Below are 24,043 nucleotides of genomic sequence, written 5' to 3' on the forward strand. Positions count from 1 at the left end.
TTACGCTATCAGTACGGATGACGCTGTCAACTGTATGGTGGAGGTCATGGTCACTCGTGCGGAATCCGCCGCTCTCACCCGCCGCGCTCTGCTCGACGCGGCCGCCGACCTCCTCGACCTGGGCGGCCCCGAAGCCGTCACCCTGCGCGAGGTGGGCGCGCGGGCAGGTGTGTCGCGAGGAGCGCCGTACCGGCACTTCACGGGCAAGGGCAGCCTGCTGGCCGCCGTCGCGACCGAGCGGTGGGAGCGGATCGCCGACCAGGTCCACGCGCTGCGGACCGATCCGGCCCTGTCGCCCTCCGACAAGCTGTGCGGCGCTCTCCGTGCCCTCATCGGCGTCGGCCGGGACCAGCCGGATCTGTACCGGCTCTTGTTCGGGAACCGTGGACGCCACCCCGAAGAACCCGGTGAAGGAGTCGATCGCGTCCGGCGCCGGCTGTGCGGACCGGCGGACGACCCGGCCGCAGGCCGCGTCCGCGCGGCCGGACGCTTCCAGGACGAGTTCCTGGTCATCGTCACCGACCTCGTCGGGGAGCGGAACGCGCGGCACTACGGTGCCCTGCTGCTCGCCGGCGCCCACGGCGTCGCGGAAATGGAGCTCGGCGGTCACCTCGGCGCGGACGGATTGCGCACCACCCCCGACGAACTCGTCGACACCCTCGTCGGCATGGTCGCGGACGCCGGTGAAACGGCACGGCAGGCACCCGCTCCCCTCGATGGCGGACGCCCTGCGTGAGGAGGGAAGGGACCCGAGGTGGGCTGATGCCCACTTTCCCGGCGCGCTCGACTTCTCGTCCCACATGTCGGGCGCGCGCCTGTCATCTCACCGACTCGAAAAAGCTACCGCTCAGTAATGCAATCGGTGTAGCGTGCACGCCATGGCACAGGTAGCAGAGCAGGCGGCACCGACCGCGCAGGCGACCATCGGGGACAGCGAGTTCGACCGGGACACCGCCGTCACCCTCCGCGAGGAAGGCGTCTACGACGCAGAACTCTCCGCGGGCTGGACGATCATCCACGCGGTCAACGGCGGCTATCTGCTGGCCATGCTCGGCCGCGCACTCGGTGAGGCCCTGCCGCACCCGGACCCCTTCTCGGTCTCGGCGCACTACCTCACCGCATCCGTCCCCGGCCCCGCCGTGATCCGCACCCAGACCGTCCGCACCGGACGCACCCTCTCCACCGGCCAGGCCTCCCTCTTCCAGTACGCCGACGACGGCACCGAGGTCGAGCGCATCCGGGTCATCGCCACCTACGGCGACCTGGACGCACTGACCGACGACGTCCGTACGTCGGCCGAGCCGCCGGCCATCCCGCCCCGGGAGCACTGCCTGGGCCCGAGCGACGGCCCGGCCCCCATCCCCGGCAGCTCCGCGATCACCGAGCGGCTCGACATCAAGCTCGACCCGGCGACGATCGGCTGGGCCATCGGGCAGCCCTCCGGCAAGGGCGAGATGCGCGGCTGGTTCGGGCTCGCGGACGGCCGGGACGCCGACCCGCTCTCGCTGCTCCTCACCGTCGACGCCCTGCCGCCGACCTCGTTCGAGCTCGGACTCAAGGGCTGGACCCCGACCATCGAGCTCACCACCCACATCCGCTGCCGCCCCGCCCCCGGCCCGCTCCGCGTCTCCATCACCACCCGCAACCTCGCGGGCGGCTTCCTGGAGGAGGACGCGGACGTCTGGGACAGCGCGGACCGGCTGGTCGCCCAGTCCCGCCAGCTCGCCCGCGCACCGCGCAGCTGACGGCCCGCAGCTGACGGCTCGCAGTTGAAGCCGCACGCCGACGGGGGCCGGTGTGCGGCTGATCCTCCCGCGCCGGCCGGGTCCGGGGGATGCTGGTGCGGTGAAATCCGACCGGCTGCTCTCGATCCTGCTGCTGCTCCGGACCCGCCGTCTGGTGCCCGCCACCGAGCTGGCCGAGCGCCTCGACGTCTCCGTACGCACCATCTACCGGGACGTCGAGGCGCTCTCCGCATCCGGCGTCCCCGTCTACGCGGAACGCGGCCGCCACGGGGGTATCGTCCTGCTGCCGGGGTACCGCACCGACGTCACCGGGCTGACCGCCGACGAGTCGCGCGCCCTGTTCGTCCTGGCCTCGGACGGCGTCCACGCCGCGCTCGGGCTCGACGACGCGATCGGCTCCGCCCTGCGCAAGGTGATGGCGGCGCTGCCCGCCCCGCACCGGCCCGCCGCCGAGCTGACCAGCCGCCGGATCCTCGTCGACCCGGTGCGCTGGATGAGCGGACCGCGCGCCGCTGTCGACATCGCCGACCTGCACGACGCCGTGTTCGCCGACCGGCGGCTACGGCTGCGCTACCGGCACAGCGGTACGAGGGCGGCCCGCACCTACACCGTCGACCCGTACGGTCTGGTGGTGAAGGCGGGCGTCTGGTACCTGGTCGCCGACCGCGAGGGGGAGCCCCGGCTCTTCCGCGCGGACCGGGTGCGGGGGGCTGCCCTCACCGAGGACCCTGTCGTGCGCAGGCCCGGTGCGGAGCTGGCGCAGGTCTGGGAGGAGCTGCGCCGTCAGGTCGAGGAGCGGCCGGGGGAGGTGACCCTGCGGGTGCGGGTGCACCGCTCCCGGCTGGACCTGTTCCTGCGGCTGAACGCGGGCGTGCTCGCGGGGGAGCCGAAGCCCGAGGGCGGTGGTGCGTGGCTACGGGCCGAACTCGCCGTGGAGTCGGTGGAGTGGGCGCGCTCCCTGCTCTCCTTCGGCCCGAACGTCGAGGTGCTGGCGCCCCCCGAGGCCCGCGCGGTGCTCGCCGCGCACGCGGCCGCGGTCATGGCGCTGTACGGAGGTCCGGGGCCGGGGCGGCCCGCAGGAAGCGGGTGAGCGCGGCGGTCAGCTCCGCCGGTGCGTCCTCCTGCACGAGATGCCCGGCCCCTTCGATGATCCGCAGCTCGCTCCCGGGGACGAGAGCGGCCAGTTCATGGCCGCGGGCCACCGGGATCCAGGTGTCATCGGCGCCCCAGCAGATCAGCACCGGCAGGGCGAGCTCCCCGTACCGGTGCTGGATCTCGTCCGTGAACCGCTGGTCGTTCTGGCTGATCTGCCGGTAGAAGGCCGGTTGCCCCGCCTCGGTGCACCAGGGGGCGACGAGCCGGTCCAGGACCGCCGGGGAGAGCCCGGGGCCGCTGGCGGAGCTCACGTACTCCCGCACCAGCGCCCGGTGCAGTGCGGGCGTCAACTGCTCGAAGACGTCCGGGTGTCCGCCGAGCAGCCGGTACGTGGGTGAGCCCCAGGGCGCCAGTGCCACCGGGTCGACCAGGGCGAGGCGGCGGTAGCGCGCACCGTGCAGCAGATGGGCGCGCAGGGCGACGCAGCCGCCGAAGTCATGGGCGACCAGAGCCGGTTCGGTGAGCTCCCAGTGGCCGAGGAGCTCGGTGAGGACCCAGGCCTGGGAGCCGAGCGAGACGTCCTGGCCCTCGAACTGCGCGGAGTCGCCGTACCCGGGAAGGTCCCAGACGAACACCCGGTGGTCCTGGGCCAGCGCCCGGGCCACGCCGCGCCAGACGTACGAGGAGAACGGCGTGCCGTGCACCAGCACGACGGGCGGCGCCGCGGCCCGGCCCAGGGCGGCCCAGCGGACCTCCCCGGCGGAGCTGCGGAACGTACGGTCCAGGACCCAGGCGTCGTCGCTCATGCACGGCAGCCTAAGTGCTGTCCCGTAGTCCCTGGCGGGCGCGCGACGACAGCTACGGCTCCGCGCCGCGTTGTCGGAACGTCCGAATACATCCGGTATGCGGACGCTCCTCCGCCTTGCGATGCACCGCATCCGACGCCGCGCGCCGATCCACCACGGATTACGGGACAGCCCTTGGGGCCGGCATCCTCAGGGTGCGGCGTCCGGCGCGGGTCCGTCCAGCCAGTGCAGGCGGCCGAGGGTGACCAGCCGCAGGCGGCGCGAGGCGACGCGGGCCACCCGTTCGTCACCGTCCGGGCCGGCGTCCAGCATGGCCGACGCGGTGATCACCATGTGGTCGACGTAGAGGCCGCCCAGCATCAGCAGATCCTCCTCGTTCCAGCCGCGCGACTCGGGCTCGTCCGCGAGCGCCGCCGCCACCTCCTCCGCGAACCGCCGCAGTTGGGCGGCGATGGCCTCGCGGACCGGACCGACCCCGCCGTGCTGCTCGCGGGCGATGAAGCGGAAGTGGGCGGGCTGTTCCCGGACATGGCGCGCTATCAGATCGACGCTGCGGTCCAGCCGGACCTCGCTGTCGCCGGTCTCGGCCAGGATCGCGCCGATCATTCCGTGGAGGCTGCCCAGGGTCTGCTCGACCAGAGCCACCCCGAGCGCGGCGATGTCGTCGAAGTGCCGGTAGAAGGCCGTGGGCGTGACTCCCACGGCACGCGTCACCTCGCGCAGGCCCAGGCTGCTCAGGCTCTGGTGCTCCAGCAGCCCGAGGGCGGCGTCCAGCAGGGCCTGACGTGTCTTCAGCTTCTGGGCCTGGCGGATACCGGCGGTGTGACTCATGCCATTCAGTAAACAACCGTTCTCCGGGGCGGGGAAGTCGGACGCGGGTCTAGACTGACAAGTCAGTGAACAGTCGTACTCTCAATCATGGAAAGGCTGACCATGATCGTCCTCGTCGCCGCCCTGCTCCTGCTGGGGATCGTGCTGGGAGCGGTGGTCCAGATTCCGCTTCCCCTTTCCCTCGCGCTCGGCGCCCTGATCGGCTGCTGGCTCCTGGCCTTCGCCGTACGGGAGCGGACGGGCCCACGCCGCCGCTCCCGGTGACCGCCCGGCCGTCCGGCGCAGCGCATCCAGATCCGAAGGAGTCCGCACGATGACACTCACCGCTTTCACCCGCCGCTCCGAGGCCGCCGCCCCTTCCGCCGGCTACACCTCCGCCCGGGCTGCTCCGTCGTCCCCGACCGTCCGGTCGTCGACGACCGTCCCGGTCAAGCGCTCTGCCCGGGACGCCGACGGTCTGGCCGTCGCGTCCTTCGTGCTCGGTCTCCTCGGTCTCCTGGTGATGAATCTGGTGCTCGGCCCGATGGCCGTCGTCATGGCGATCGTCGCGCTGGCACGCTCCACCACCCGTCGCGGCCGTGCCCTGCTCGGGCTCGCGCTCGGCGTCGCCGACCTGGCGGTCCTCGCCTTCGTCGTCACCGGAAACGGTGTCGTCGCCTGGAGCTTCGGCGGCTGACGGAGCACGGATCCCGACGCTCGCCCCCACCGGATCGGGCTCCGGACCGGGCGGGCCGGGCCACGCATTTCGCGGTGCGCGGGCACCGGGACACCATGCGCTCGCCGTACGCCCCGCCGCGGGCTCGTAGAATCGAGTCCACCATGGCTTACCTCGACCACGCCGCGACCACGCCGATGCTGCCGGAGGCGATCGCGGCGATGACCGCGCAGCTCGCCGTCACCGGCAACGCGTCCTCACTCCACGCCGCCGGGCGCCGGGCCCGCCGTACCGTCGAGGAGTCCAGAGAGACCCTCGCCGACGCCCTCGGCGCCCGCCCCAGCGAGGTGGTCTTCACCTCCGGTGGTACCGAGTCGGACAACCTCGCGGTGAAGGGCCTTTACTGGGCCCGCCGCGACGCCGACCCCCGCCGTACCCGGATCCTGGCCAGCCCCGTCGAGCACCACGCGGTGCTGGACGCCGTCGACTGGCTCGCCGAGCACGAGGGCGCGACCGTCGAGTACCTCCCCGTCGACCGTCACGGCCGCGTCCATCCCGACGTGCTGCGCGAGGCGCTGGTCCGTAACCCCGACGACATCGCGATGATCACCGTGATGTGGGCGAACAACGAGATCGGCACCGTCATGCCGGTCCGTGAACTGGCCGAGGTCGCCCGCGAGTTCGACGTCCCCATGCACGCCGACGCGGTCCAGGCCTTCGGACAGCTCGAAGTCGACTTCGCCCGCTCCGGGCTCGCCGCGATGACCGTGAGCGCGCACAAGATCGGCGGCCCGTTCGGAGTCGGCGCGCTGCTGCTGGGCCGCGAGTACACGCCCGTACCCGTGCTGCACGGCGGAGGACAGGAGCGCCATGTGCGCTCCGGGACCCTGGACGTGCCCGGAGTCGCCGCGTTCGCCGTCGCGGGACGGCTCGCGGCCGACGGGCGCGAGGACTTCGTCCGGGAGATCGGCGGGCTCCGCGACGAGCTGGCCGCGGCCGTCCTGGCCCAGGTCCCGGATGCCGTCCTCGGCGGCGACCCGGCCCCCGGCGGCCGCCTGCCGGCCAACGCGCACTTCACCTTCCCCGGCTGCGAGGGCGACTCGCTCCTCCTGCTGCTGGACGCCCAGGGCATCGAATGCTCCACCGGCTCCGCCTGCACGGCCGGGATCGCCCAGCCCAGCCACGTCCTGCTGGCCACCGGCACCGATCCGGACCTGGCCCGTGGCACCCTGCGCTTCTCGCTGGGCCACACGTCGACCAAGCAGGACGTCGAGGCCGTGGCGCGGGCGATCGGCCCGGCGGTGAAGCGGGCGAGGACGGCGGGGCTCAGCTGACGGTCACGGCGGGGCCCGGCCGATGGACCCGGCAGGGACGGCGGGGCCGTCGCGCCCTGGTCCCGGCCCTGGTTCCGGTTTCCGGATCTGGTTCCGGCCCCGCCCCCGGCCTCAGTACCTGTTTCTGATCCCCGGTTCTGAGTAGCCTTGGGTTCTACGCTGGCGTGGTGTCCGAGGGCACCGGGCGGGCCGGGGAGAGGAACTGTCGGGCTTGTGGCGAACGGTTGAGGCCGGGGGCCCGGCCTGACGCCTTGTTCTGTTCCTCGGCATGTCGTGCCAGGCAGTGGCGTACGGACCGGCGGTTGCGCAAGCGCCTGGCGGCCGTGCAGGGCGGTGTGGGCGAGGTCGAGTGTCCCGAGTGCGGGGCCCGGTGGATCGCCGGCGTCAACCGGAGGTCGACGGCGTTGTACTGCGGGACGCGGTGCAAGGTGAGGGCCTGGAGGCGCCGGAAGGAAACGTTCGGCGAACGGTCACAGTAACCGCATCGCGAACGCATCCTGAGTCCAACTTTGGTCGCCAATCGGTCTTTTGCGGTCGTTCGTTGTGATCAGTGGATTTGCGGTCTGGCTCTCGGTGATGAGCGGGTCGTGTCCACGTCACGGACTTGAGCTCCGTGCCCCGGCCCGCATGGGTGGTGAACGCCATGCCGGAGGAGATCGACAAGGTCGGAAACGTCAGTCAGCAGCGCTACGAGCAGATCGTGGCAGAGCTGCGGGAAGTGGTCGAACAGCAGACCCAGGGTCAGTTCACGATCGGGGACCGCGCGCTGGAAATCGAACCGATGCGTGTTCCCGACGACGGCCGGGAAGCCTTGCCGGGACGGGACCTGTTCACCGTCCGCCAGGCCCTGACCCGGCTCGCCGAGGACATCGGGCTCAAGCGCACTACGGTGGAGAACGCGCGGTGGACTGCGTCGCGGTGGCCGAAGGAACACCGCCAGGCGGGGGCCTCGTTCACCGTTCACCGGGTCCTGGGCAGCATTCCTGACGAGGAAGAGCGGTTCGCCGCGATCAAACAGCCGCCCGAGGGCAAGAAGCGGTGGGCGGTCGACGACGCCAACCGGCGGGTGGGGCGGCAGGTCGAGCACCCCATTTCGCCGCAGGAGAAGGTCACCGCGATCCACACCCTGGCCCAGGACGAAGAGGTCGCCGCGACGGTGACCACCGACTTCCTGCGGCGGCCGGCGGTTGCCGCCCAGGTCAAGCCGGAGGACAGGGTCCGGGTGGTGGAGGAGTTCACCCGCGACGACAGCGTGGCCGCCCAGGTGACCACCGGTCTGCTGCGGCGCCCGGACGTCGCGTTCAAGGCGATGAGCGACGACACCGCCCGCCACCAGGTCAATCACGCCCAGGTCGAGCGGGGACGGCAGGCCCGCGAACACTTCGAGGACACCAGCCCCGTCGCCCCGGCGGTCCGCAACATCGACCGGACGGTGGAGTTCCTGGACCTGGTCACCGCCTGCCACTCCTTCGTGGCCGCGGCCGGCCGGGCCGTCCCGGGCCTGCGGGACCGCACCCTGGGCGAGGACGAGCGCACGATCGTGCACGAGAACGTCGCCAAGGTGAGGGCGACGCTGGACTGGATCGAGACCGCGGTCGACACGGGCAAGGTCGACATGGACGGCGAACTCGCCCGCATGTTGCGGGGAGAGTAGTCGTGCCCCGCTCCTCACGGCGCCGGGGCGACGCCGCCAAGCAGCATGCTGACACCTTGCGGTTCGTGTTGTTCGAGGCCCGGCCCGCCGGGCTGTTGTTCCACCAGCTGACCCGCGCCTCCGGACTGTCTCCCAGCCAGGTCAGGGCCGGTCTGGCCTGCCTACGCGACATCATCGCGGAGAACGGCTGGCCTCCGCTGATCTGGACGAGAGCCGACGGCTACCAGCTCGGCGCCGAACCGGCCGCGCTCCAGGCATACGAACGGGCCGTGCTCACCGGGAAACTCACCGAGTTCCGCCGGTTCCTCACCGGCACCGTCGCACCACACGCCGCCGCCCACCCGGGCGACAAGTGGGTCAGAAGCACATCATCGCCCAGCTCAACTCCATCGAATCCACCCTCGACCTCGTCATCTCGGCCTGACCGCCACGAGCGGTCCGCCCGGCTTCGACCGGCCTGACCGCCACGAGCGGTCCGCCCGGCTTCGACCGGGCGGACCGCTCACCAATGAATGGAGGGAAGGCCGCCGCCATGCGTCAGCGCCGCTATCCCTCCGACACCACCCACGCCGAATGGGCACTGATAGAACCGCTGTTACTTGAGCCTGCCTGCGAGACCCGGGCCGGGGGCCGGCCGGAGAAACATCCCCGACGCGAGATAGTCGACGCGATCCGCTACGTCGTGGACACCGGCTGCAAATGGAGGGCTCTACCTGCGGATTTCCCGCCCTGGCGCACGGTTTGGGGCTTCATGGCACGCTGGGCCGCCGCCGGCGTGATCGGACAGATTCGCGACCACCTGTCAGGCCGGATTCGCCGCAAGATGGGCAAAGGCCCCCGGGCGGTCGCGACCGTGATCGACTCTCAGAGTGTCAGGGCCGCCGAGACTGTTGGCAGGGATTCGCGCGGCTATGACGCGGGCAAAAGGATCAACGGACGCAAACGGCATCTGGTGGTCGACACCCGCGGCCTGCCCCTGCTGGTCATGGTCACCCCGGCCTCGCTCACCGACCGCGACGCAGCCAAGGAACTCCTCTTCCGCCTCCGCCTGATGCATCCCGAGATCACCATCGTCTGGGCGGACTCCGCCTACGCCGGAAAGCTCGTGACCTGGGCAAAGAAGTACCTCAGCCTCACGATCAAGACCGTGAGCCGCCCCAAGGACGTCTCCGGGTTCATCGTGCTGCCCCGCCGCTGGGTCGTCGAACGCACCTGGGCCTGGATGATGCATGCCCGCCGACATGCGCGGGACTACGAACGGCTCGTCCAGCACTCCGAAACCTTGATCACTTGGGCGGCCATCACCCTCATGACCAGGCGTCTCACCCGAAGCAGCCGGACGAGGAAGTAGGGCGCTGACCAGCCGAACTGTCAGCGCATCTCCCGTCGAGGAAAGAAGCGCCGCCGCAGTCGATCACCGACTTCACCTACGACGATCACCAGCACAGCACTCGCCGCACACCGCCGCGAAGTCCGTCGCGTGGCTCGAGCAGAACCAGCTCACACTCTGCCCTGGCCACTGTCGCGGCGGCGGCGGTACAGCGCATGCAGGCTAAGGACAACCATCGCACCGGCTATCACGGGCCACCACAAGGAAATACCGTGCTGTGCCAGCGCTATGCCCTTTATCAGCAGCGTGGCCGAGACCAGGACGCCGAGCCATCCCATCGCGATGTCGACCGGACCGCCATTCCTGAGCAGATTCTGCATACTTTGCCTACCTCTACGCTGTGGCTGGCTCTGGTCACGAGTTGTGACGGCAATTGTGCATGGGTTTGGGAGGCGCCCAGACTCACGGTCAGGCGATGTTCACGAGTTTTGAAGTCGCTGGGGTCCTTGCCTGGGCGGCCCCCACATGCGGTGCTGGACGTGTGCCGCCGGACGGCACTCGGCTCGGGCTGCAGGATGAGGCGATGGCCCACGAACTGGTCAGCGTGTTGCCTCACGATGGCGTCCCGCTCCGCGGCCGACCAGGGTGAAGACGGCCAAGGCGACCGTTGCCGCGGCCCCCGTGGCCAGCGCGTCCGCAACGTACCGGCCCAGACCCGGACGCAGGACGTCGACGAGAGCGAACAGCACGACAGGCCCCGCGAGGCCCGCCGCGACCGCGGCCGGCCAAAAGCGGTGGCGCGCCCAGAACCACTGGACGAGCCCCATGCCGATGAGGGGCGCAACGGACAGTTGCGGCTCGTCGAGGGCGGCGAGCACGCCGTATCCCAGGCCGCTGACCGCCCAGCAGGCAACGGCCACGAGTGCTGCCTCACTCCAGGGGACAGCCCGGTTCACGCCTGCCGCCCCTCATTCATGGCCCGGGCCCTACGGCGCTCCCATCGCCGGGACAGGAACGCCGCCAGGATCGAGCTGATCACGAGCGGTCCGGCAACCCGGCGGATCGCGTCCGCCGGCCAGCCCGGCTCCCCGCCGGCCATCAGGGTCACCGACTGGACGGCGAGGGAGATCCCCAGCAGCACACCGAGCCCCCCGGCGCGGACCGCCCACACAGGTCCCTGGATCGGCTCCGGTGGCTGGCGCGGTCGGAGCACGTCCACGGATCTGCTGAACACCTCTGTCACAGTCCCGAGCACCTTCGTCTTCCTCTCGCCTCCGGCGGGCCCAGAACGCCACGCCCCCGGCTCATCATGATGACCGCCCGGACGCGGCCCCTCACTTGCCGGGTACGGCAGACGACCTGCGTAATTGCTTTCCGGTACCCGGCAATGTGGGCACCTGACGTCACTTCGCGTGAACATCCAAGGGTGTCAAGATCACCAACCGCTGTCCAAACCGGCGGATAAACGCTGCTGCTTGGAGTGAACGAAGCCACTGTGGCACCACACGATCACGGTCCGCGCGAGTGTAGCCATCACGCGTCTCACGCCAACACCTGGGCCGAGGTTGAGAAACAGGTACTCAGGGTTTCGCCGCCCGGACCAGCTTCATGTAGCGGTCCCAGTCCCAGCCCTTTCCCGGGTCCGTGTGGTCGGCCCCCGGCACCTCCACGTGCCCGATGATGTGCTCGCGGTCCACCGGTATGTCGTACCTCGCGCATATCGCCGCGGTGAGCCGGGCGGACGCCCCGTACATCGCGGCTGTGAAGCCCTGCGGGCGCTCCACGAAGCCCTCGTGCTCGATGCCCACGCTGCGTTCGTTGTAGGAGCGGTTGCCCGCGTGGAACGCCACGTCCAGCTCGCGGATCATCTGCGTCACATGGCCGTCCTTGCGCACCACGTAGTGCGCAGCGGCCTTGTGCCCCGGGTCCTGGAAGACCCGGACCGCGCTGCTGAAGCTGCCCTGTGTGACATGGATGACCACGCGGTCGATGTCGTAGTCGTCGGGGCGGTCCGCGCGCCGCCAGTTCGCCTCGGAGGCTGCCGTCCAGGTGGCCCGTGCGTAATCCAGCTCACCCGGTTTACGCGGCTTCTCCACCCCGGGCAGCCGCCACCAGGCCCGCTTCAGCTGTTCCCGGGCCAGCGCCGCCGTACCCGCTGCGGTGACGACGCCGCCGATCAGCACCGCGCGCCGGCTGATCCCGCTGCCGGTCCCCGATCCTGCGGGGCCCTTGGCGCCCGCCGTCCCCTTGCTCCCCATGTGAGCGACAACGCTTATCCGCGAGCATTCGGTTCCCGCCGACCCGTACCCTGGTGGAGCTATGACTCAGACTTCCCAGCGCCCCCTCCGCGTGCTCGCCGCCATGTCGGGCGGTGTCGACTCCGCCGTCGCGGCCGCCCGCGCCGCCGAGGCGGGCCACGACGTGACCGGCGTGCACCTCGCGCTCTCGGCCAACCCGCAGTCCTTCCGGACCGGCGCCCGGGGCTGTTGCACCATCGAGGACTCCCGCGACGCCCGCCGTGCCGCGGACGTCATCGGCATCCCGTTCTACGTCTGGGACCTGGCGGAACGCTTCCGCGAGGACGTCGTGGAGGACTTCGTCGCCGAGTACGAGGCGGGGCGCACGCCCAACCCGTGCCTGCGCTGCAACGAGAAGATCAAGTTCGCGGCCCTGCTCGACAAGGCCCTGGCGCTCGGCTTCGACGCGGTCTGCACCGGCCACTACGCCACCGTGGTCCTCGGCGAGGACGGCAGCCGCGAGCTGCACCGTGCCTCCGACATGGCCAAGGACCAGAGCTACGTCCTCGGCGTCCTGGACGAGCGCCAGCTTGCCCACGCGATGTTCCCGCTCGGCGACACCCTCACCACCAAGGACGAGATCCGCGCCGAGGCCGAGCGCCGGGGCCTCGCGGTGGCCAAGAAGCCCGACAGCCACGACATCTGCTTCATCGCCGACGGCGACACCCAGGGCTTCCTCGCGGACCGCCTCGGCGGCACGGCGGAGGGCGACATCCTCGACGAGTCCGGTACGAAGCTCGGCACCCACGAGGGCGCCTTCGGCTTCACCATCGGCCAGCGCAAGGGCCTGCGCATCGGCCACCCGGCCGCCGACGGCAAGCCGCGCTACGTGCTGGACATCTCCCCGGTGAACAACACGGTGACCGTCGGCCCCGTCGAGGCCCTCGACGTCACCGCCCTCACCGCGATCAGGCCCCGCTGGTGCGGCACGCCGCCGTCCGGCCCCGGCACGTACACCGCCCAGCTCCGCGCCCACGGCGGCGAGACCGAGGTGACCGCCGAACTGCTCGACGGGACGCTCCACGTCGCGTTCACCGAGCCGGTACGGGGCGTGGCCCCCGGCCAGGCGGTCGTGCTGTACGACGACACGCGCGTGGTCGGCTCGGCGACGATCGCCACGACGGTGCGCAGGGAGACGGCGGCGGCCGTCTCCGACTGACGACGCGGCCGGTACGGCCCTGGGGGCACGTCCCGGGTGCCGTCATGGACCGCACCCGGGACCGGCCTCAGGCGCCCCGCGCGGGAACGCCCGACCCCTGTACGGGCGCAGCCGCGCGGGGTGCTCCGGCCCCCCGGCCCGCCCGCGTGTGCTCAGGACGCCTGACCGCCGTGCACGCCCTCGTTCAGGACGCCTGGCGTACGTGCGCGTCCCGGGTGAAGAAGTCCGCCAGCACCGGAGCGATCGCCTGCGGTGCCAGCTCCCGGGCCTGTCCCGTCAGCGTGCGGTGACGGCCCCGGGGGAGGGCGTCCGCCAGCAGACGGGTCGATGTCCTGGCGGTGGCCGGGCTGAAGCCGCCGCAGACCACCAGGGTCCGCGCCGTCACCGACGCGAACCGTTCCGCGGGAACCGCGCCGGTGCCCAGCACCGCGTCGTCGTACGCCAGGGTGTGTGCCACGGATTCCAGGGTCCGCCACAGCGGCGCCCTCCGCATCCTGGCGACCATGTCGGCCGCGACCCCCGTCACGGACAGAAACAGTTCCACCGCCCCTCCCCGGTCCCCGGCGGACAGCAGCCGGTGCAGCCGGGCCGTGCAGCCCGCCTTGAACAGCAGGCCCGGTGCACCCGGGGTGTACGGCGGCTCGTACACCGCGAGCCGGGCGGCAGGGAGCCCGGCGGCCTGCGCCTCCAGGGCCAGCGCACCGCCGGCCCCGACACCGAACACCGAGGGCCGGCCGCCGACCGCCTGCGCGATCGCGGCCAGGTCCTCGATCTCGCGCTCCACCGCGTACGGCGAACTGTCCCCGCTGGCGCCCCGGCCGCGCCGGTCGTACGTGACGACCTCGAAGCGCGGGGCGAGGAGGCGGGCCAGCGGAGCCTCGGTCGCCGCGGTGCCCAGCGCGCCGTTCACCAGAATCAGCGGCGGTCCTTCGCCCCGGCGGCGGTACGCGATCAGGGTGCCGTCGCGGGAGAGAGTCTTGTCCATGTGGAGATGGACTGCGGGGCTTCGGGAAACTCATCGCTTTCCGCGAGAACTTTTTGGATTCCCTCTTCTTCGCAGCTCGGAAAGGGTGTTGACGGCGTGCCGGGCTGTCAGGCCGCCAACGTCTCGGTGTCGTAGAAGCAGAAGTGGTCCTTGATCTCGGCCACTTCGTCCTTCGGCTCCGGGTACGCCCAGACGAGGTCGGCCGCCTCCGGGCGGGACCAGTAGGAGGCATCTCCCTTGAACGGGCAGTGGGTTCGGGTGTCCGATGCCGTGAGCAGTTCGGTGCGGACGTCCTCGGGCGGCAGGTAGTAGCGGACCGGACAGCCCGTCTCGCGCAGCACGAGCGGGCGCCGGCTCTCGGCGAGCAGCACTCCGTCACGGACCACGCGCACATGCTCGGTGGAGGGTTCGACGGTGATCAGGTGTCCTCGGGTGGCAGTCATGTATTCCTCAGCCGCGCGGCCCCCGGGTTTCTTCCCCGGATCCCGCCCTCCCGGTGCCCGGCTCGGGCGGACGGCACACAGGGGCTGCGTCGCACGTGCCGGTCTGCCTTACCGTGGCAGCCATGAAGATCTGCGTTTTCCTCTCAGCCGCCGACCTCGACGACCGCTACACCGTGCCCGCCCGCGAATTCGCCGAACTGATCGGCCGCGGCGGGCACACCCTGGTCTGGGGCGGCTCGGAGAGCGGGCTGATGAAGGTCGTCGCCGACGGCGTGCAGGAAGCGGGCGGGAAGCTGGTCGGGGTGTCGGTGGACTTCCTGGCCGCGAAGGCGCGGACCAACGCGGACGAGATGGTGATCGCGGGCGACCTCGCCGAGCGCAAGGCACTGCTCCTGGACAAGTCCGACGCGATCGTGATCATGGTGGGCGGCACCGGCACGCTCGACGAGGCCACCGAGATCCTGGAGCTCAAGAAGCACGGCAAGCACACCAAGCCGGTCGTCCTGCTCAACACGGCGGGGTTCTACGACGGTCTGCGCCAGCAGTTCCAGCGCATGGAGGACGAGGGCTTCCTCCCGCTCCCGCTGACCGACCTGGTGTTCTTCGCGAAGGACGGGGTCGGCGCCCTGGCCTACCTGGAGGAGACCTCCGGCCTGCAGTGACGTGCGGGCGGCGAGGCGGCGGGTGCGACGATGGGGGCATGTCCACTCACCTCATCACCGGTGCCGGTTCCGGCATCGGCGCAGCCGTCGCCCGTCGTCTCACGGAGCGCGGGGACGAGCTCGTCCTCCTGGCCCGGGACGCGGGCCGTGCCAAGGAGCTGGCCGCTCTCCACCCCGGCGCCCGCACGATCGTCGGCGACCTGTCGAACCCGGACCGGCTCTCCTGGGCCTTCGGCCAGCAGTCGATGCCGGAGCGGCTGGACTCGCTGCTGCACATCGCGGGCGTCGTGGAGCTCGGCCGGGTCGGCGAACTCACCCCCAAGGCCTGGCACTTCCAGCTCAACGCCAACCTCGTCGCCCCGGCCGAGCTCACCCGCCTCCTCCTCCCGCAGCTGCGCGTCGCCCAGGGCCACGTCCTCTTCGTCAACTCCGGTGCCGGGCTTGCCGCCCACGCCGAATGGAGTGCCTACGCCGCCAGCAAGCACGGCCTGAAGGCGCTCGCCGACTCGCTGCGCCACGAGGAGCACGAGAACGGGGTGCGGGTGACGTCCGTGTACCCGGGCCGAACAGCCAGCCCCATGCAGGCCAAGGTCCACCAGCAGGAGGGCAAGGAGTACGACGCCGCGCGCTGGATCGACCCGGAGTCCGTCGCCACCACGATCCTGATGGCGCTCGACCTGCCCCGCGACGCCGAGGTCAACGACCTCACGGTGCGCCCCGGCCGCTGACGGCCCGGGCGGCGAGACGGTGCGCCGCGGCCGCGCTGACGGCTCGGGCGGGATCGGCTCGCTCCCGGTGCGCCCGGCCGCTGACGGCCCGGGCGGCGAGACGGTGCGCCGCGGCCGCGCTGACGGCTCGGGCGGGATCGGCTCGCTCCCGGTGCGCCCGGCCGCTGACGGCTCGGGCGCCGGACCGCCGTAGGCTTCGCGCGTGAGCGAGAAGAGCAAGTTCAGCGGGTGCCCGGCCACCGGAATCGGTTCGATGCCCGGAGGGGACGCCCGGGAGGCGGCGAAGACCGTCACCGGCTCCTTCGGGGACGGGCAGGGCGTGCCGTATCTGGCGGAACTGCCCGCGCGCGGTCCCGGCGCGGACATGATCGGGCGGACCATCGGGCTGCTCGTCGAGATGTACGGACACGTCGAGCCGAGCGGCTGGCGCATCGGCGACCGGCCGGGACGCGACACCCGACGGGCCCGGTCCTGGCTCGGCGAGGACCTCGACGCACTGGAGGAGTTCACCCAGGGGTACGAGGGCCCGCTCAAGGTGCAGGCCGTCGGGCCGTGGACGCTGGCAGCCGCGCTGGAGCGCCGGAGCGGCGAGGCCGTGCTCGGCGACCCCGGCGCCTGCCGCGACCTTGCCGGCTCGCTCGCGGAGGGCCTGCGCAACCACCTCGCCGAGGTGCGGCGCCGGATGCCCGGCGCACGCGTGATCCTCCAGCTCGACGAACCGTCGCTGACCGGGGTCCTGCTGGGGAGGATCAGGACGGCGAGCGGCTACCGCACCTACCGGGCCGTGGACCGCCAGATCGTGGAGGACACGCTGCGCGAGGTGCTGGGAGTGGCCGGCGAGGCCGCCACGGTCGTGCACACCTGCGCCCCCGACGTGCCGTTCGCCCTGCTGCGCCGGGCCGGGACCGACGGGATCTCGTTCGATTTCTCCCTGCTCACCGAGCGTGAGGAGGATGCGATCGGGGAAGCTGTCGAGGGCGGAACCCAGCTGTTCCTCGGAGTGGTGCCGGGCACGGACCCGGCCTCGGGCGGATTGTCGGACCCGGGCGGTAGCGTCATGGGTGTCAGGACGCTGTGGCGCAGGCTGGGGCTGAATCCGGGGACTCTGACCGAGTCCGTGGCGATCACTCCCTCGTGCGGTCTCGCGGGTGCGTCGCCCGCGTACGCCCGTGCCGCGCTCGCCCACTGCGCCCGGGCCGCGAAATCGCTCGCAGACAACCCTGAGTAACGGGGTACTGGGTAACGGGAGGACGGGACGATGGCCGGCGAACAGCAGACGTCACTGCCAGGTGAACAGGAGACGGCGGTGCCGGCCCAGGCACGGGAGCGGCACGCGCTCCTCGCCGAGCAGATCGAGGAGCACCGCTTCCGCTATTACGTGAACGACCAGCCGGTCGTCAGCGACGCGGAGTTCGACCGGCTGATGCGTGAGCTGGAGGCCCTGGAGGACGAGTACCCGCAGCTGCGCACGCCCGACTCGCCGACCCAGAAGGTCGCGGGGCCCTACCGGACGGAATTCACCTCCGTCGCCCACCGCGAGCGGATGCTCTCCCTGGACAACGCCTTCGACGACGAGGAGCTGGCCGCCTGGGGCGAGCGAGTCGCCCGGGACGTGGGCGCCACCGGCTACCACTTCCTGTGCGAGCTCAAGATCGACGGCCTCGCGGTCAACCTCACGTACGAGCACGGCCTGCTGACCCGTGCCGCGACCCGCGGCGACGGCCGCACCGGCGAGGACATCACGCCCAACGTCCGCACGATCGCGGAGATCCCGCACCGGCTGAAGGGCGACCGGGTCCCGGAGCTGGTCGAGATCCGCGGCGAGGTCTTCTTCCCGATGGAGGGATTCGAGGAGCTGAACGCCCGGCTGGTGGAGGCCGACGACAAACCCTTCGCCAACCCGCGGAACGCGGCGGCCGGTTCGCTGCGCCAGAAGGACCCCAAGGTCACCGCCACCCGGCCGCTGCACATGGTCGTCCACGGCATCGGCGCCCGCGAGGGCTTCGACATCGACTGTCTCTCGCACGCCTACGAGCTGCTCCACGAGTGGGGTCTGCCCACCGCGAAGTACAACAAGGTGGTGGACTCCCTCGCCGGAGTACGGGAGTTCATCGCCCACTTCGGCGAGCACCGGCACTCCGTGGAGCACGAGATCGACGGCGTCGTCGTCAAGCTCGACGAGATCCCGCTGCAGGGAAGGCTCGGCTCCACCTCCCGCGCACCGCGCTGGGCGATCGCCTGGAAGTACGCGCCGGAGGAGGTCAACACCAGGCTCGTCAACATCCGTGTCGGTGTCGGCCGTACCGGACGCGTCACCCCGTACGCCCAGGTCGAACCGGTCGAGGTGGCGGGCTCCGAGGTCGAGTTCGCGACCCTGCACAACCAGAACGTGGTCCGTGCGAAGGGCGTCCTGATCGGCGACACCGTCGTGCTCCGCAAGGCCGGCGACGTGATCCCGGAGATCCTCGGCCCGGTCGTCGACCTTCGCGACGGCACCGAGCGGGCTTTCGTCATGCCGACCCACTGCCCCGAGTGCGGGACGGAGCTGCGGCCGATGAAGGAGGCGGACATCGACGTCCGCTGTCCCAACGCCCGCTCCTGCCCGGCGCAGCTGCGGGAGCGGGTCGCCTATCTGGCGGGCCGCAAGTGCCTGGACATCGACCACTTCGGATACGTCGCCGCCGCGGCCCTGACCCGGCCGCTGGAGCCCGCCGATCCGCCGCTCCGGGACGAGGGCGATCTCTTCGGGCTGACCGTCGAGCAGCTGCTGCCCATTCGCGCCTACGTCCTCGACATGGACAGCGGACTGCCCAAACGGGACCCGAAGACGGGTGAGGAGAAGATCGCGACGGTCTTCGCCAACCAGCAGGGAGAGCCGAAGAAGAACGCCCTCGCCATGCTGGACGCCATCGCCGAGGCGAAGGAGGCCCCGCTGGCCCGGATCCTCACCGGGCTCTCCATCCGCCACGTCGGGCCGGTCGCCGCCCAGGAGCTGGCCCGCCAGTTCCGGTCCATCGACCGGATCGACGAGGCCACCGAGCAGGAGCTGTCCGACGCCGACGGGGTCGGGCCGATCATCGCCGCCTCGGTCAAGCAGTGGTTCGCCGAGGAGTGGCACCGCGAGATCCTGCGCAAGTGGCGGGAGGCCGGGGTCCGGATGGAGGACGAGGGCGCCGGCGAGGAGGAGGGGCCGAGGCCGCTCGAAGGGCTGACCGTCGTCGTGACCGGCACCCTGACCGGGCACACCAGGGACGGTGCGAAGGAGGCACTCCAGAGCCGTGGGGCGAAGGTCACCGGTTCCGTCTCGAAGAAGACGTCCTTCGTGGTGGTCGGTGACAACCCCGGATCGAAGTATGACAAGGCGATGCAGCTGAAGGTGCCCGTGCTCGACGAGGACGGCTTCGCGGTGCTGCTCGAACAGGGGCCCGACGCGGCGCGCGAGGCCGCGGTTCCGGTCGAGGAGCAGTAAGGGAGCGGACGGGGAGCGGACGGGGAGTGTGAGTGTGCCGGAGTGTGAGGGCGGGGTGGCGCACCGTCGGATTCACCCGATCGGCGCATAGCAGATGCTGACGGGTGGTCGGTTCGCATTCGGGCAAGAGCTGTAGACCGCTGCCCCTGGACGCCTTCGGCGGCCTACTGTTGGGAGATGCGCCTGCGGTACCCGGCCACCGCGTGGACGGGGCGCGGTGACACGGAACGGAACCATCGGGTGACATCGGCACCGCCGGCTGTGAGAGGGACGGAATGAAACCGACCGAGAACGCCGCACCGGTGTCGCGGCTGCAAGGTTTCGTCGGCCTCATGCCCAAAGTGGGTGCCGTCGTCGTGGCCCTCGCCACGGTCCAGCTCGCGACCGGTTTCTACCGGACCGTGAGCGGCGGGCACGCCCTCTTCCCGGACGGGCGCGCAGGCTGGTCCCTCGCCGTACTCACGGGGATAGTCGTCGGTCACCTGGTCGCGCTCGGCCGCGACCGCTGGTGGGGCGGTACCGGCTCAGGCGCCGCCCTCACCCTCGCCGTGCTGCTCCTCTACGGCTGGGTGCCCGCGGGCCTGGTCAGTCTGGTCGTGGTCGTGCTCGTCGGTGTGGCCCGGCGGCACCGCTGGTGGCAGGGGCTGCTGCACGGGGCGGTGGACATCCTGGGCGTGGGCGCGGCGGCGCTGGTCCTGGCCGCGTTCGGCGAGGTGCAGACCGTCGAATCGCCCTGGCGGCCACTCGACTGGGGCATCGACGCCGTCCCGGAAGTCCTGCTCGCGGCCTCCACGTACCTCCTCATCACCCGGGTTCTGCTGTGGTACGCCCGGTCCCCGCAGAGCGGCGGGCTGCCGACGGTGGCCCGCACCGCGCTGCTGAGGCAGGGGCTCGTCGCCGTCGCCCTCCTCGGCATCGCACCGCTGATCTGCGTCGTCGCGATGGCCATGCCCGTCCTGCTGCCCCTCTTCGCGGTCCCTCTGATCGCGCTCGACTCCACGCTCTGGATCGCCCGTGCCAGGGCCGAGGAGCAGCTGCGGGACCCGCTGACCGGACTGCCGAACAGACAGTGGCTGCTGGAGCGGACCTGGACGGCACTGGAGGAGGCCGAGAGCCTCGGCAGCCGGGTCGGCCTCGTCCTGATCGACCTCGACCGCTTCCGGGCGGTCAACGACACCCTCGGCCATCTCGCCGGGGACCGGCTGCTGCTGCAGATAGCGGACCGGCTGCGGCTCGCCCTGCCGCGCGGCGCGGAGGCGGCCAGGCTCGGCGGCGACGAGTTCGCCGTCCTGCTGCCGGCCGCGGACTCCACCACCAGTGCCCAGCGCGTCGCCCGCCATCTGGTGGCCGAGCTCTCCTCGCCACTGGACCTCGACGGACTCACGCTGGTGCTGGAGGCCAGCGCCGGCGTCGCCGTCTACCCCGACCACGCGCTGGACGCGGAGGGGCTGCTCCGCCGTGCGGACGTGGCGATGTACCAGGCCAAGCGCGACCGGACGGGCGTGGAGGTGTACGAGTCGAAGCGCGACAGCAACACCCCGGATCGGCTCGGCCTCCTCGGTGATCTGCGGCGCGCGCTGGACGCCGGTGAGGTGGAGCTGCACTACCAGCCGAAGGTCCGGTTCGACGGTCAGGTGGCCGGCCTGGAGGCGCTGGTGCGCTGGGTGCATCCGGAGCGGGGGAGGGTCCCCCCGGACGAGTTCATCGCCATAGCCGAGTCGTCGGGGCTGATGCCGCTCCTCACGGAGTACGTCCTGGAGACGGCGCTGGCCCAGGTCGCCCGGTGGCGGGCGCAGGGACTGCTCGTCCCGGTCGCGGTCAACGTGTCCCCGCGCGATGTGCACACCCCCGGATTCGCGGGCAGCGTCGCGGCCCGGCTGGCCCGGCACGGTGTCCCGCCGGGTGCCCTGCAGCTGGAGATAACGGAACACGTGCTGCTGGAGGATCCGCAGCGGGCCGCGGACACCCTCGCAGGACTGACCGGACACGGCGTGAAGATGTCCCTGGACGACTTCGGTACGGGGTACTCCTCGCTGGTCCACCTGCGGCGGCTGCCGGTCAGCGAGCTCAAGATCGACCGGTCGTTCGTGGCCCGGCTCGCCATCGACCACGAGGACGCGGAGATCGTCCGCTGCACGATCGATCTGGCGCACTCGCTCGGTCTGGTGGTCGTCGCCGAGGGTGTCGAGGACGACGAGACGTGGGAGCGGCTGCGGGACCTGGGCTGCGACGCGGTCCAGGGGTGGCTGGTAGCGGCCGCGATGCCTCCGCAGGAGACGACCGCGTGGCTGCGGGCGCGCGGCGAGCACGGATGGCGGCGGCCGGCGGAGCTGGCGGCGGCGGCCGCAGCGGCAGCCGCGGCAGCGAGTGTGGCCGCCGCGGCGACGCCCGAGCTGGAGCAGCGCCCGTCCGGACGGGCGGTCGAATCGCGGCCCGCGCCGACGTAGCGCGGGGGCGGGGCATCTGGGCGCGGCGCTGCCGAGGCGGCCGGAGGCGCCCGGTGGCTGCTTTGTCGTCACGTGCTGGTTGGGCTCGGCGGGTGCTGACGGCTGCTTTGTCGTCACGTGGCGGGTGGGCTCGGCAGGCGCTGACGGCTGCTTTGTCGTCACGTGCTGGTTGGGCTCGGCGGGTGCTGACGGCCGCTATGTCCTCACGTGGCGGGTGGGCTTGGCAGGTGCCGACGGCCGCTTTGTCCTCAAGCGCCGGGCGGGACTTCCATGGGTGGCCGTGGCCGGTGCGGGCGACCCCATAAGATTGGGCCAAAACCACACACCAACCCCTGAGGATCGCTGCATGCCTGGCATCACGCGCGAGGAGGTCGCCCACCTCGCCCGGCTGGCGCGTCTGGAGCTGAAGGGCGAAGAGCTCGATCACTTCGCCGGTCAGCTCGACGACATCATCGGCGCGGTCGCCCGCGTCTCCGAGGTCGCCGACCAAGACGTACCGCCGACCTCCCACCCGCTGCCGCTGACGAACGTCATGCGGGCGGACGAGGTCCGTCCGTCGCTCACCCCCGCGCAGGCGCTCTCCGGCGCCCCGGCCCAGGAGCAGCAGCGTTTCAAGGTGCCGCAGATCCTGGGGGAGGACTAAAAGTCATGACGGACATCAGCACCATCATCAAGCTCACCGCCGCCGAGATCGCCGCGAAGATCGCTTCGGGTGAGCTCACGGCCGTCGAGGTCACCGAGGCCCACCTGGCCCGGATCGAGGCCGTCGACGAGAAGGTCCACGCCTTCCTGCACATCGACCGCGAGGGCGCGCTCGCGCAGGCCCGCGCCGTCGACGCCAAGAAGGCGGCAGGCGAGAAGCTCGGCCCGCTGGCCGGCGTCCCGCTCGCGCTGAAGGACATCTTCACCACCGAGGACATGCCGACCACCGTCGGCTCGAAGATCCTCGAAGGCTGGGTCCCCCCGTACGACGCGACCGTCACCAAGCGGCTGAAGGCCGCCGACGTCGTGATTCTCGGCAAGACCAACATGGACGAGTTCGCCATGGGGTCCTCCACCGAGAACAGCGCCTACGGCCCCACCGGCAACCCGTGGGACCTCACCCGCATCCCGGGCGGCTCCGGCGGCGGTTCGTCGGCCGCCCTCGCGTCCTTCGAGGCCCCGCTCGCCATCGGTACGGACACGGGCGGCTCCATCCGCCAGCCCGCAGCCGTCACCGGCACCGTCGGCGTCAAGCCCACCTACGGCGGCGTCTCCCGCTACGGCATGGTGGCCTTCTCCTCCTCCCTCGACCAGGGCGGGCCCTGCGCCCGTACGGTCCTGGACGCGGCCCTGCTGCACGAGGCCATCGCCGGGCACGACCCGCTGGACTCGACCTCCATCGACGCCCCGGTCCCGCCGGTCGTCGAGGCCGCGCGCAACGGCTCGGTACAGGGCATGCGCGTCGGTGTCGTGAAGCAGTTCTCGGGCGAGGGCTACCAGGCCGGTGTCGTCCAGCGCTTCAACGAGTCGGTCGAGCTGCTGAAGTCGCTCGGCGCCACGATCGTCGAGCTGGACTGCCCGTCCTTCGACCTCGGCCTCTCGGCGTACTACCTGATTGCGCCGTCCGAGTGCTCCTCCAACCTCGCCCGCTTCGACGCCATGCGTTACGGCCTGCGGGTCGGCGACGACGGTACGAGGTCCGCCGAGGACGTCACCGCGCTCACCCGCGAGGCGGGCTTCGGCGACGAGGTCAAGCGCCGCATCATCCTCGGTACGTACGCGCTGAGCTCCGGCTACTACGACGCGTACTACGGCTCGGCGCAGAAGGTCCGCACGCTGATCAAGCGGGACTTCGAGAAGGCCTTCGAGCAGGTGGACGTCATCGTCTCCCCGACGACGCCCACCACCGCCTTCCCGATCGGCGAGCGCGCCGACGACCCGATGGCGATGTACCTCGCGGACCTGTGCACCATTCCGACCAACCTGGCCGGCAACGCCGCCATGTCGCTGCCCTGCGGCCTGGCGCCGGAGGACGGCCTTCCCGTCGGGCTGCAGATCATCGCCCCCGCCATGAAGGACGACCGGCTGTACAAGGTCGGAGCCGCCGTCGAGGCCGCATTCGTGGAAAAGTGGGGACACCCGCTGCTTGAGGAGGCTCCGTCGCTATGAGCGCAATGGCTAAGAAGGCCAAGAACTTCAAGAAGTCCAAGACCGGCGCGTACGTGTCCATGGGCACCACCGCCTTCGGCGCGCTCAGCGTGTTCAAGCAGGTGAAGATGGCCCGCCAGGAAAACGACACACTGCGGCTGATCGACGCCGCCGTATCCGCCGCCGCGATCGTGACCGGACTCGCGATCCTCTATCGCGAGCTCAAGCGTCTCGGCGACGACGACGTCCTGCTGGGCTGAGAGGGAAAGTTTC

General features: G+C 71.3%; 25 protein-coding genes and 1 pseudogene. 18 read left to right on the plus strand and 8 right to left on the minus strand.

The window, feature by feature from the left end; translation table 11 throughout:
* Window positions 1-46 precede the first annotated feature (46 nt).
* The 3 genes from ABT025_RS07750 (at window position 47) to ABT025_RS07760 (ending at window position 2,835) form a co-directional block, all read left to right on the plus strand.
* Window positions 47-736, plus strand: a complete 690-nt coding sequence (locus ABT025_RS07750; RefSeq protein WP_350991021.1) for a TetR/AcrR family transcriptional regulator — start codon at window positions 47-49, stop codon at window positions 734-736.
* A gap of 142 nt (window positions 737-878) precedes the next feature.
* Window positions 879-1,745 carry a thioesterase family protein gene (locus ABT025_RS07755; RefSeq protein ID WP_350991023.1) on the plus strand — a complete coding sequence of 289 codons (867 nt, stop codon included), beginning with the start codon at window positions 879-881 and terminating at the stop codon, window positions 1,743-1,745.
* Window positions 1,746-1,845: 100 nt separating this feature from the next.
* Window positions 1,846-2,835: a helix-turn-helix transcriptional regulator gene (locus tag ABT025_RS07760; protein WP_350991025.1), complete on the plus strand. Its 990-nt coding sequence runs from the start codon at window positions 1,846-1,848 to the stop codon at window positions 2,833-2,835.
* Here the strand turns inward: ABT025_RS07760 and ABT025_RS07765 are convergent.
* Both ABT025_RS07765 and ABT025_RS07770 read right to left on the minus strand, forming a co-directional pair.
* A complete protein-coding gene (locus ABT025_RS07765; protein ID WP_350991027.1) occupies window positions 2,783-3,646 on the minus strand; it encodes an alpha/beta fold hydrolase in 864 nt (287 codons plus the stop codon). The two genes, ABT025_RS07760 and ABT025_RS07765, sit on opposite strands and share 53 nt — an antisense overlap.
* A gap of 189 nt (window positions 3,647-3,835) precedes the next feature.
* Window positions 3,836-4,477 (minus strand): TetR family transcriptional regulator, encoded by a 642-nt coding sequence (locus ABT025_RS07770; protein WP_350991029.1) that lies wholly within the window; start codon window positions 4,475-4,477, stop codon window positions 3,836-3,838.
* An 87-nt stretch (window positions 4,478-4,564) separates the two neighbouring features.
* Here ABT025_RS07770 and ABT025_RS07775 point away from each other — a divergent pair, with 87 nt between their 5' ends.
* From ABT025_RS07775 to ABT025_RS07800, 6 genes and pseudogenes are all read left to right on the plus strand, one after another.
* Window positions 4,565-4,741 carry a hypothetical protein gene (locus ABT025_RS07775; protein ID WP_350991188.1) on the plus strand — a complete coding sequence of 59 codons (177 nt, stop codon included), beginning with the start codon at window positions 4,565-4,567 and terminating at the stop codon, window positions 4,739-4,741.
* A gap of 49 nt (window positions 4,742-4,790) precedes the next feature.
* Window positions 4,791-5,153, plus strand: a complete 363-nt coding sequence (locus ABT025_RS07780; RefSeq protein WP_350991031.1) for a DUF4190 domain-containing protein — start codon at window positions 4,791-4,793, stop codon at window positions 5,151-5,153.
* 143 nt (window positions 5,154-5,296) lie between these two features.
* A complete protein-coding gene (locus ABT025_RS07785; RefSeq protein ID WP_350991033.1) occupies window positions 5,297-6,466 on the plus strand; it encodes a cysteine desulfurase family protein in 1,170 nt (389 codons plus the stop codon).
* 643 nt (window positions 6,467-7,109) lie between these two features.
* Window positions 7,110-8,120: a DUF6192 family protein gene (locus ABT025_RS07790; protein ID WP_350991035.1), complete on the plus strand. Its 1,011-nt coding sequence runs from the start codon at window positions 7,110-7,112 to the stop codon at window positions 8,118-8,120.
* Window positions 8,121-8,122: 2 nt separating this feature from the next.
* Window positions 8,123-8,544: pseudogene (locus tag ABT025_RS07795) on the plus strand (RacP protein).
* A gap of 108 nt (window positions 8,545-8,652) precedes the next feature.
* Window positions 8,653-9,471, plus strand: coding sequence for an IS5 family transposase (locus ABT025_RS07800; protein WP_350991037.1), 819 nt, complete (start codon window positions 8,653-8,655; stop codon window positions 9,469-9,471).
* A 149-nt stretch (window positions 9,472-9,620) separates the two neighbouring features.
* Here ABT025_RS07800 and ABT025_RS07805 read toward each other — a convergent pair whose 3' ends face one another.
* From ABT025_RS07805 to ABT025_RS07820, 4 genes are all read right to left on the minus strand, one after another.
* Window positions 9,621-9,830 carry a hypothetical protein gene (locus ABT025_RS07805; RefSeq protein ID WP_350991039.1) on the minus strand — a complete coding sequence of 70 codons (210 nt, stop codon included), beginning with the start codon at window positions 9,828-9,830 and terminating at the stop codon, window positions 9,621-9,623.
* Between the two features lie 219 nt (window positions 9,831-10,049).
* A complete protein-coding gene (locus ABT025_RS07810) occupies window positions 10,050-10,406 on the minus strand; it encodes a hypothetical protein (RefSeq protein ID WP_350991041.1) in 357 nt (118 codons plus the stop codon).
* The gene (locus ABT025_RS07815; protein ID WP_350991043.1) at window positions 10,403-10,684 is read right to left on the minus strand and encodes a hypothetical protein; all 282 of its coding nucleotides are present in this window, start codon (window positions 10,682-10,684) and stop codon (window positions 10,403-10,405) included. The genes ABT025_RS07810 and ABT025_RS07815 overlap by 4 nt, the downstream gene beginning before the upstream one ends.
* Before the next feature lie 346 nt (window positions 10,685-11,030).
* On the minus strand, window positions 11,031-11,708 hold the full coding sequence (locus ABT025_RS07820) for an N-acetylmuramoyl-L-alanine amidase (protein ID WP_350991045.1): 678 nt from the start codon (window positions 11,706-11,708) through the stop codon (window positions 11,031-11,033).
* 61 nt (window positions 11,709-11,769) lie between these two features.
* Here ABT025_RS07820 and mnmA point away from each other — a divergent pair, with 61 nt between their 5' ends.
* Window positions 11,770-12,906, plus strand: coding sequence for a tRNA 2-thiouridine(34) synthase MnmA (mnmA, locus tag ABT025_RS07825; protein WP_350991047.1), 1,137 nt, complete (start codon window positions 11,770-11,772; stop codon window positions 12,904-12,906).
* A gap of 184 nt (window positions 12,907-13,090) precedes the next feature.
* Here mnmA and ABT025_RS07830 read toward each other — a convergent pair whose 3' ends face one another.
* Window positions 13,091-13,891, minus strand: coding sequence for an alpha/beta fold hydrolase (locus ABT025_RS07830; protein ID WP_350991049.1), 801 nt, complete (start codon window positions 13,889-13,891; stop codon window positions 13,091-13,093).
* A 107-nt stretch (window positions 13,892-13,998) separates the two neighbouring features.
* Window positions 13,999-14,334: a DUF427 domain-containing protein gene (locus ABT025_RS07835; RefSeq protein WP_350991051.1), complete on the minus strand. Its 336-nt coding sequence runs from the start codon at window positions 14,332-14,334 to the stop codon at window positions 13,999-14,001.
* A 122-nt stretch (window positions 14,335-14,456) separates the two neighbouring features.
* On the opposite strand from ABT025_RS07835, the gene ABT025_RS07840 reads away from it, so the two are divergent.
* The 8 genes from ABT025_RS07840 to ABT025_RS07875 all read left to right on the plus strand — a co-directional run bounded on the left by ABT025_RS07840 (window position 14,457) and on the right by ABT025_RS07875 (window position 24,030).
* The gene (locus ABT025_RS07840) at window positions 14,457-14,996 is read left to right on the plus strand and encodes an LOG family protein (protein ID WP_350991053.1); all 540 of its coding nucleotides are present in this window, start codon (window positions 14,457-14,459) and stop codon (window positions 14,994-14,996) included.
* A gap of 38 nt (window positions 14,997-15,034) precedes the next feature.
* Window positions 15,035-15,724, plus strand: coding sequence for an SDR family oxidoreductase (locus tag ABT025_RS07845; protein WP_350991055.1), 690 nt, complete (start codon window positions 15,035-15,037; stop codon window positions 15,722-15,724).
* A 202-nt stretch (window positions 15,725-15,926) separates the two neighbouring features.
* Window positions 15,927-16,952, plus strand: coding sequence for a methionine synthase (locus ABT025_RS07850; RefSeq protein ID WP_350991057.1), 1,026 nt, complete (start codon window positions 15,927-15,929; stop codon window positions 16,950-16,952).
* 30 nt (window positions 16,953-16,982) lie between these two features.
* Complete coding sequence (ligA, locus tag ABT025_RS07855; RefSeq protein WP_350991059.1) at window positions 16,983-19,193, plus strand: NAD-dependent DNA ligase LigA; 2,211 nt, start codon at window positions 16,983-16,985, stop codon at window positions 19,191-19,193.
* A 275-nt stretch (window positions 19,194-19,468) separates the two neighbouring features.
* The gene (locus ABT025_RS07860; RefSeq protein ID WP_502971901.1) at window positions 19,469-21,640 is read left to right on the plus strand and encodes a putative bifunctional diguanylate cyclase/phosphodiesterase; all 2,172 of its coding nucleotides are present in this window, start codon (window positions 19,469-19,471) and stop codon (window positions 21,638-21,640) included.
* A 346-nt stretch (window positions 21,641-21,986) separates the two neighbouring features.
* Window positions 21,987-22,283 (plus strand): Asp-tRNA(Asn)/Glu-tRNA(Gln) amidotransferase subunit GatC, encoded by a 297-nt coding sequence (gene gatC / locus ABT025_RS07865; RefSeq protein ID WP_003966094.1) that lies wholly within the window; start codon window positions 21,987-21,989, stop codon window positions 22,281-22,283.
* 5 nt (window positions 22,284-22,288) lie between these two features.
* Window positions 22,289-23,791, plus strand: coding sequence for an Asp-tRNA(Asn)/Glu-tRNA(Gln) amidotransferase subunit GatA (gene gatA / locus ABT025_RS07870; protein WP_350991063.1), 1,503 nt, complete (start codon window positions 22,289-22,291; stop codon window positions 23,789-23,791).
* Window positions 23,788-24,030: a hypothetical protein gene (locus ABT025_RS07875; protein WP_350991065.1), complete on the plus strand. Its 243-nt coding sequence runs from the start codon at window positions 23,788-23,790 to the stop codon at window positions 24,028-24,030. The genes gatA and ABT025_RS07875 overlap by 4 nt, the downstream gene beginning before the upstream one ends.
* Window positions 24,031-24,043: the final 13 nt, after the last annotated feature.

This window comes from Streptomyces sp. NPDC002809 (assembly GCF_040295435.1).
Classification (GTDB): domain Bacteria; phylum Actinomycetota; class Actinomycetes; order Streptomycetales; family Streptomycetaceae; genus Streptomyces.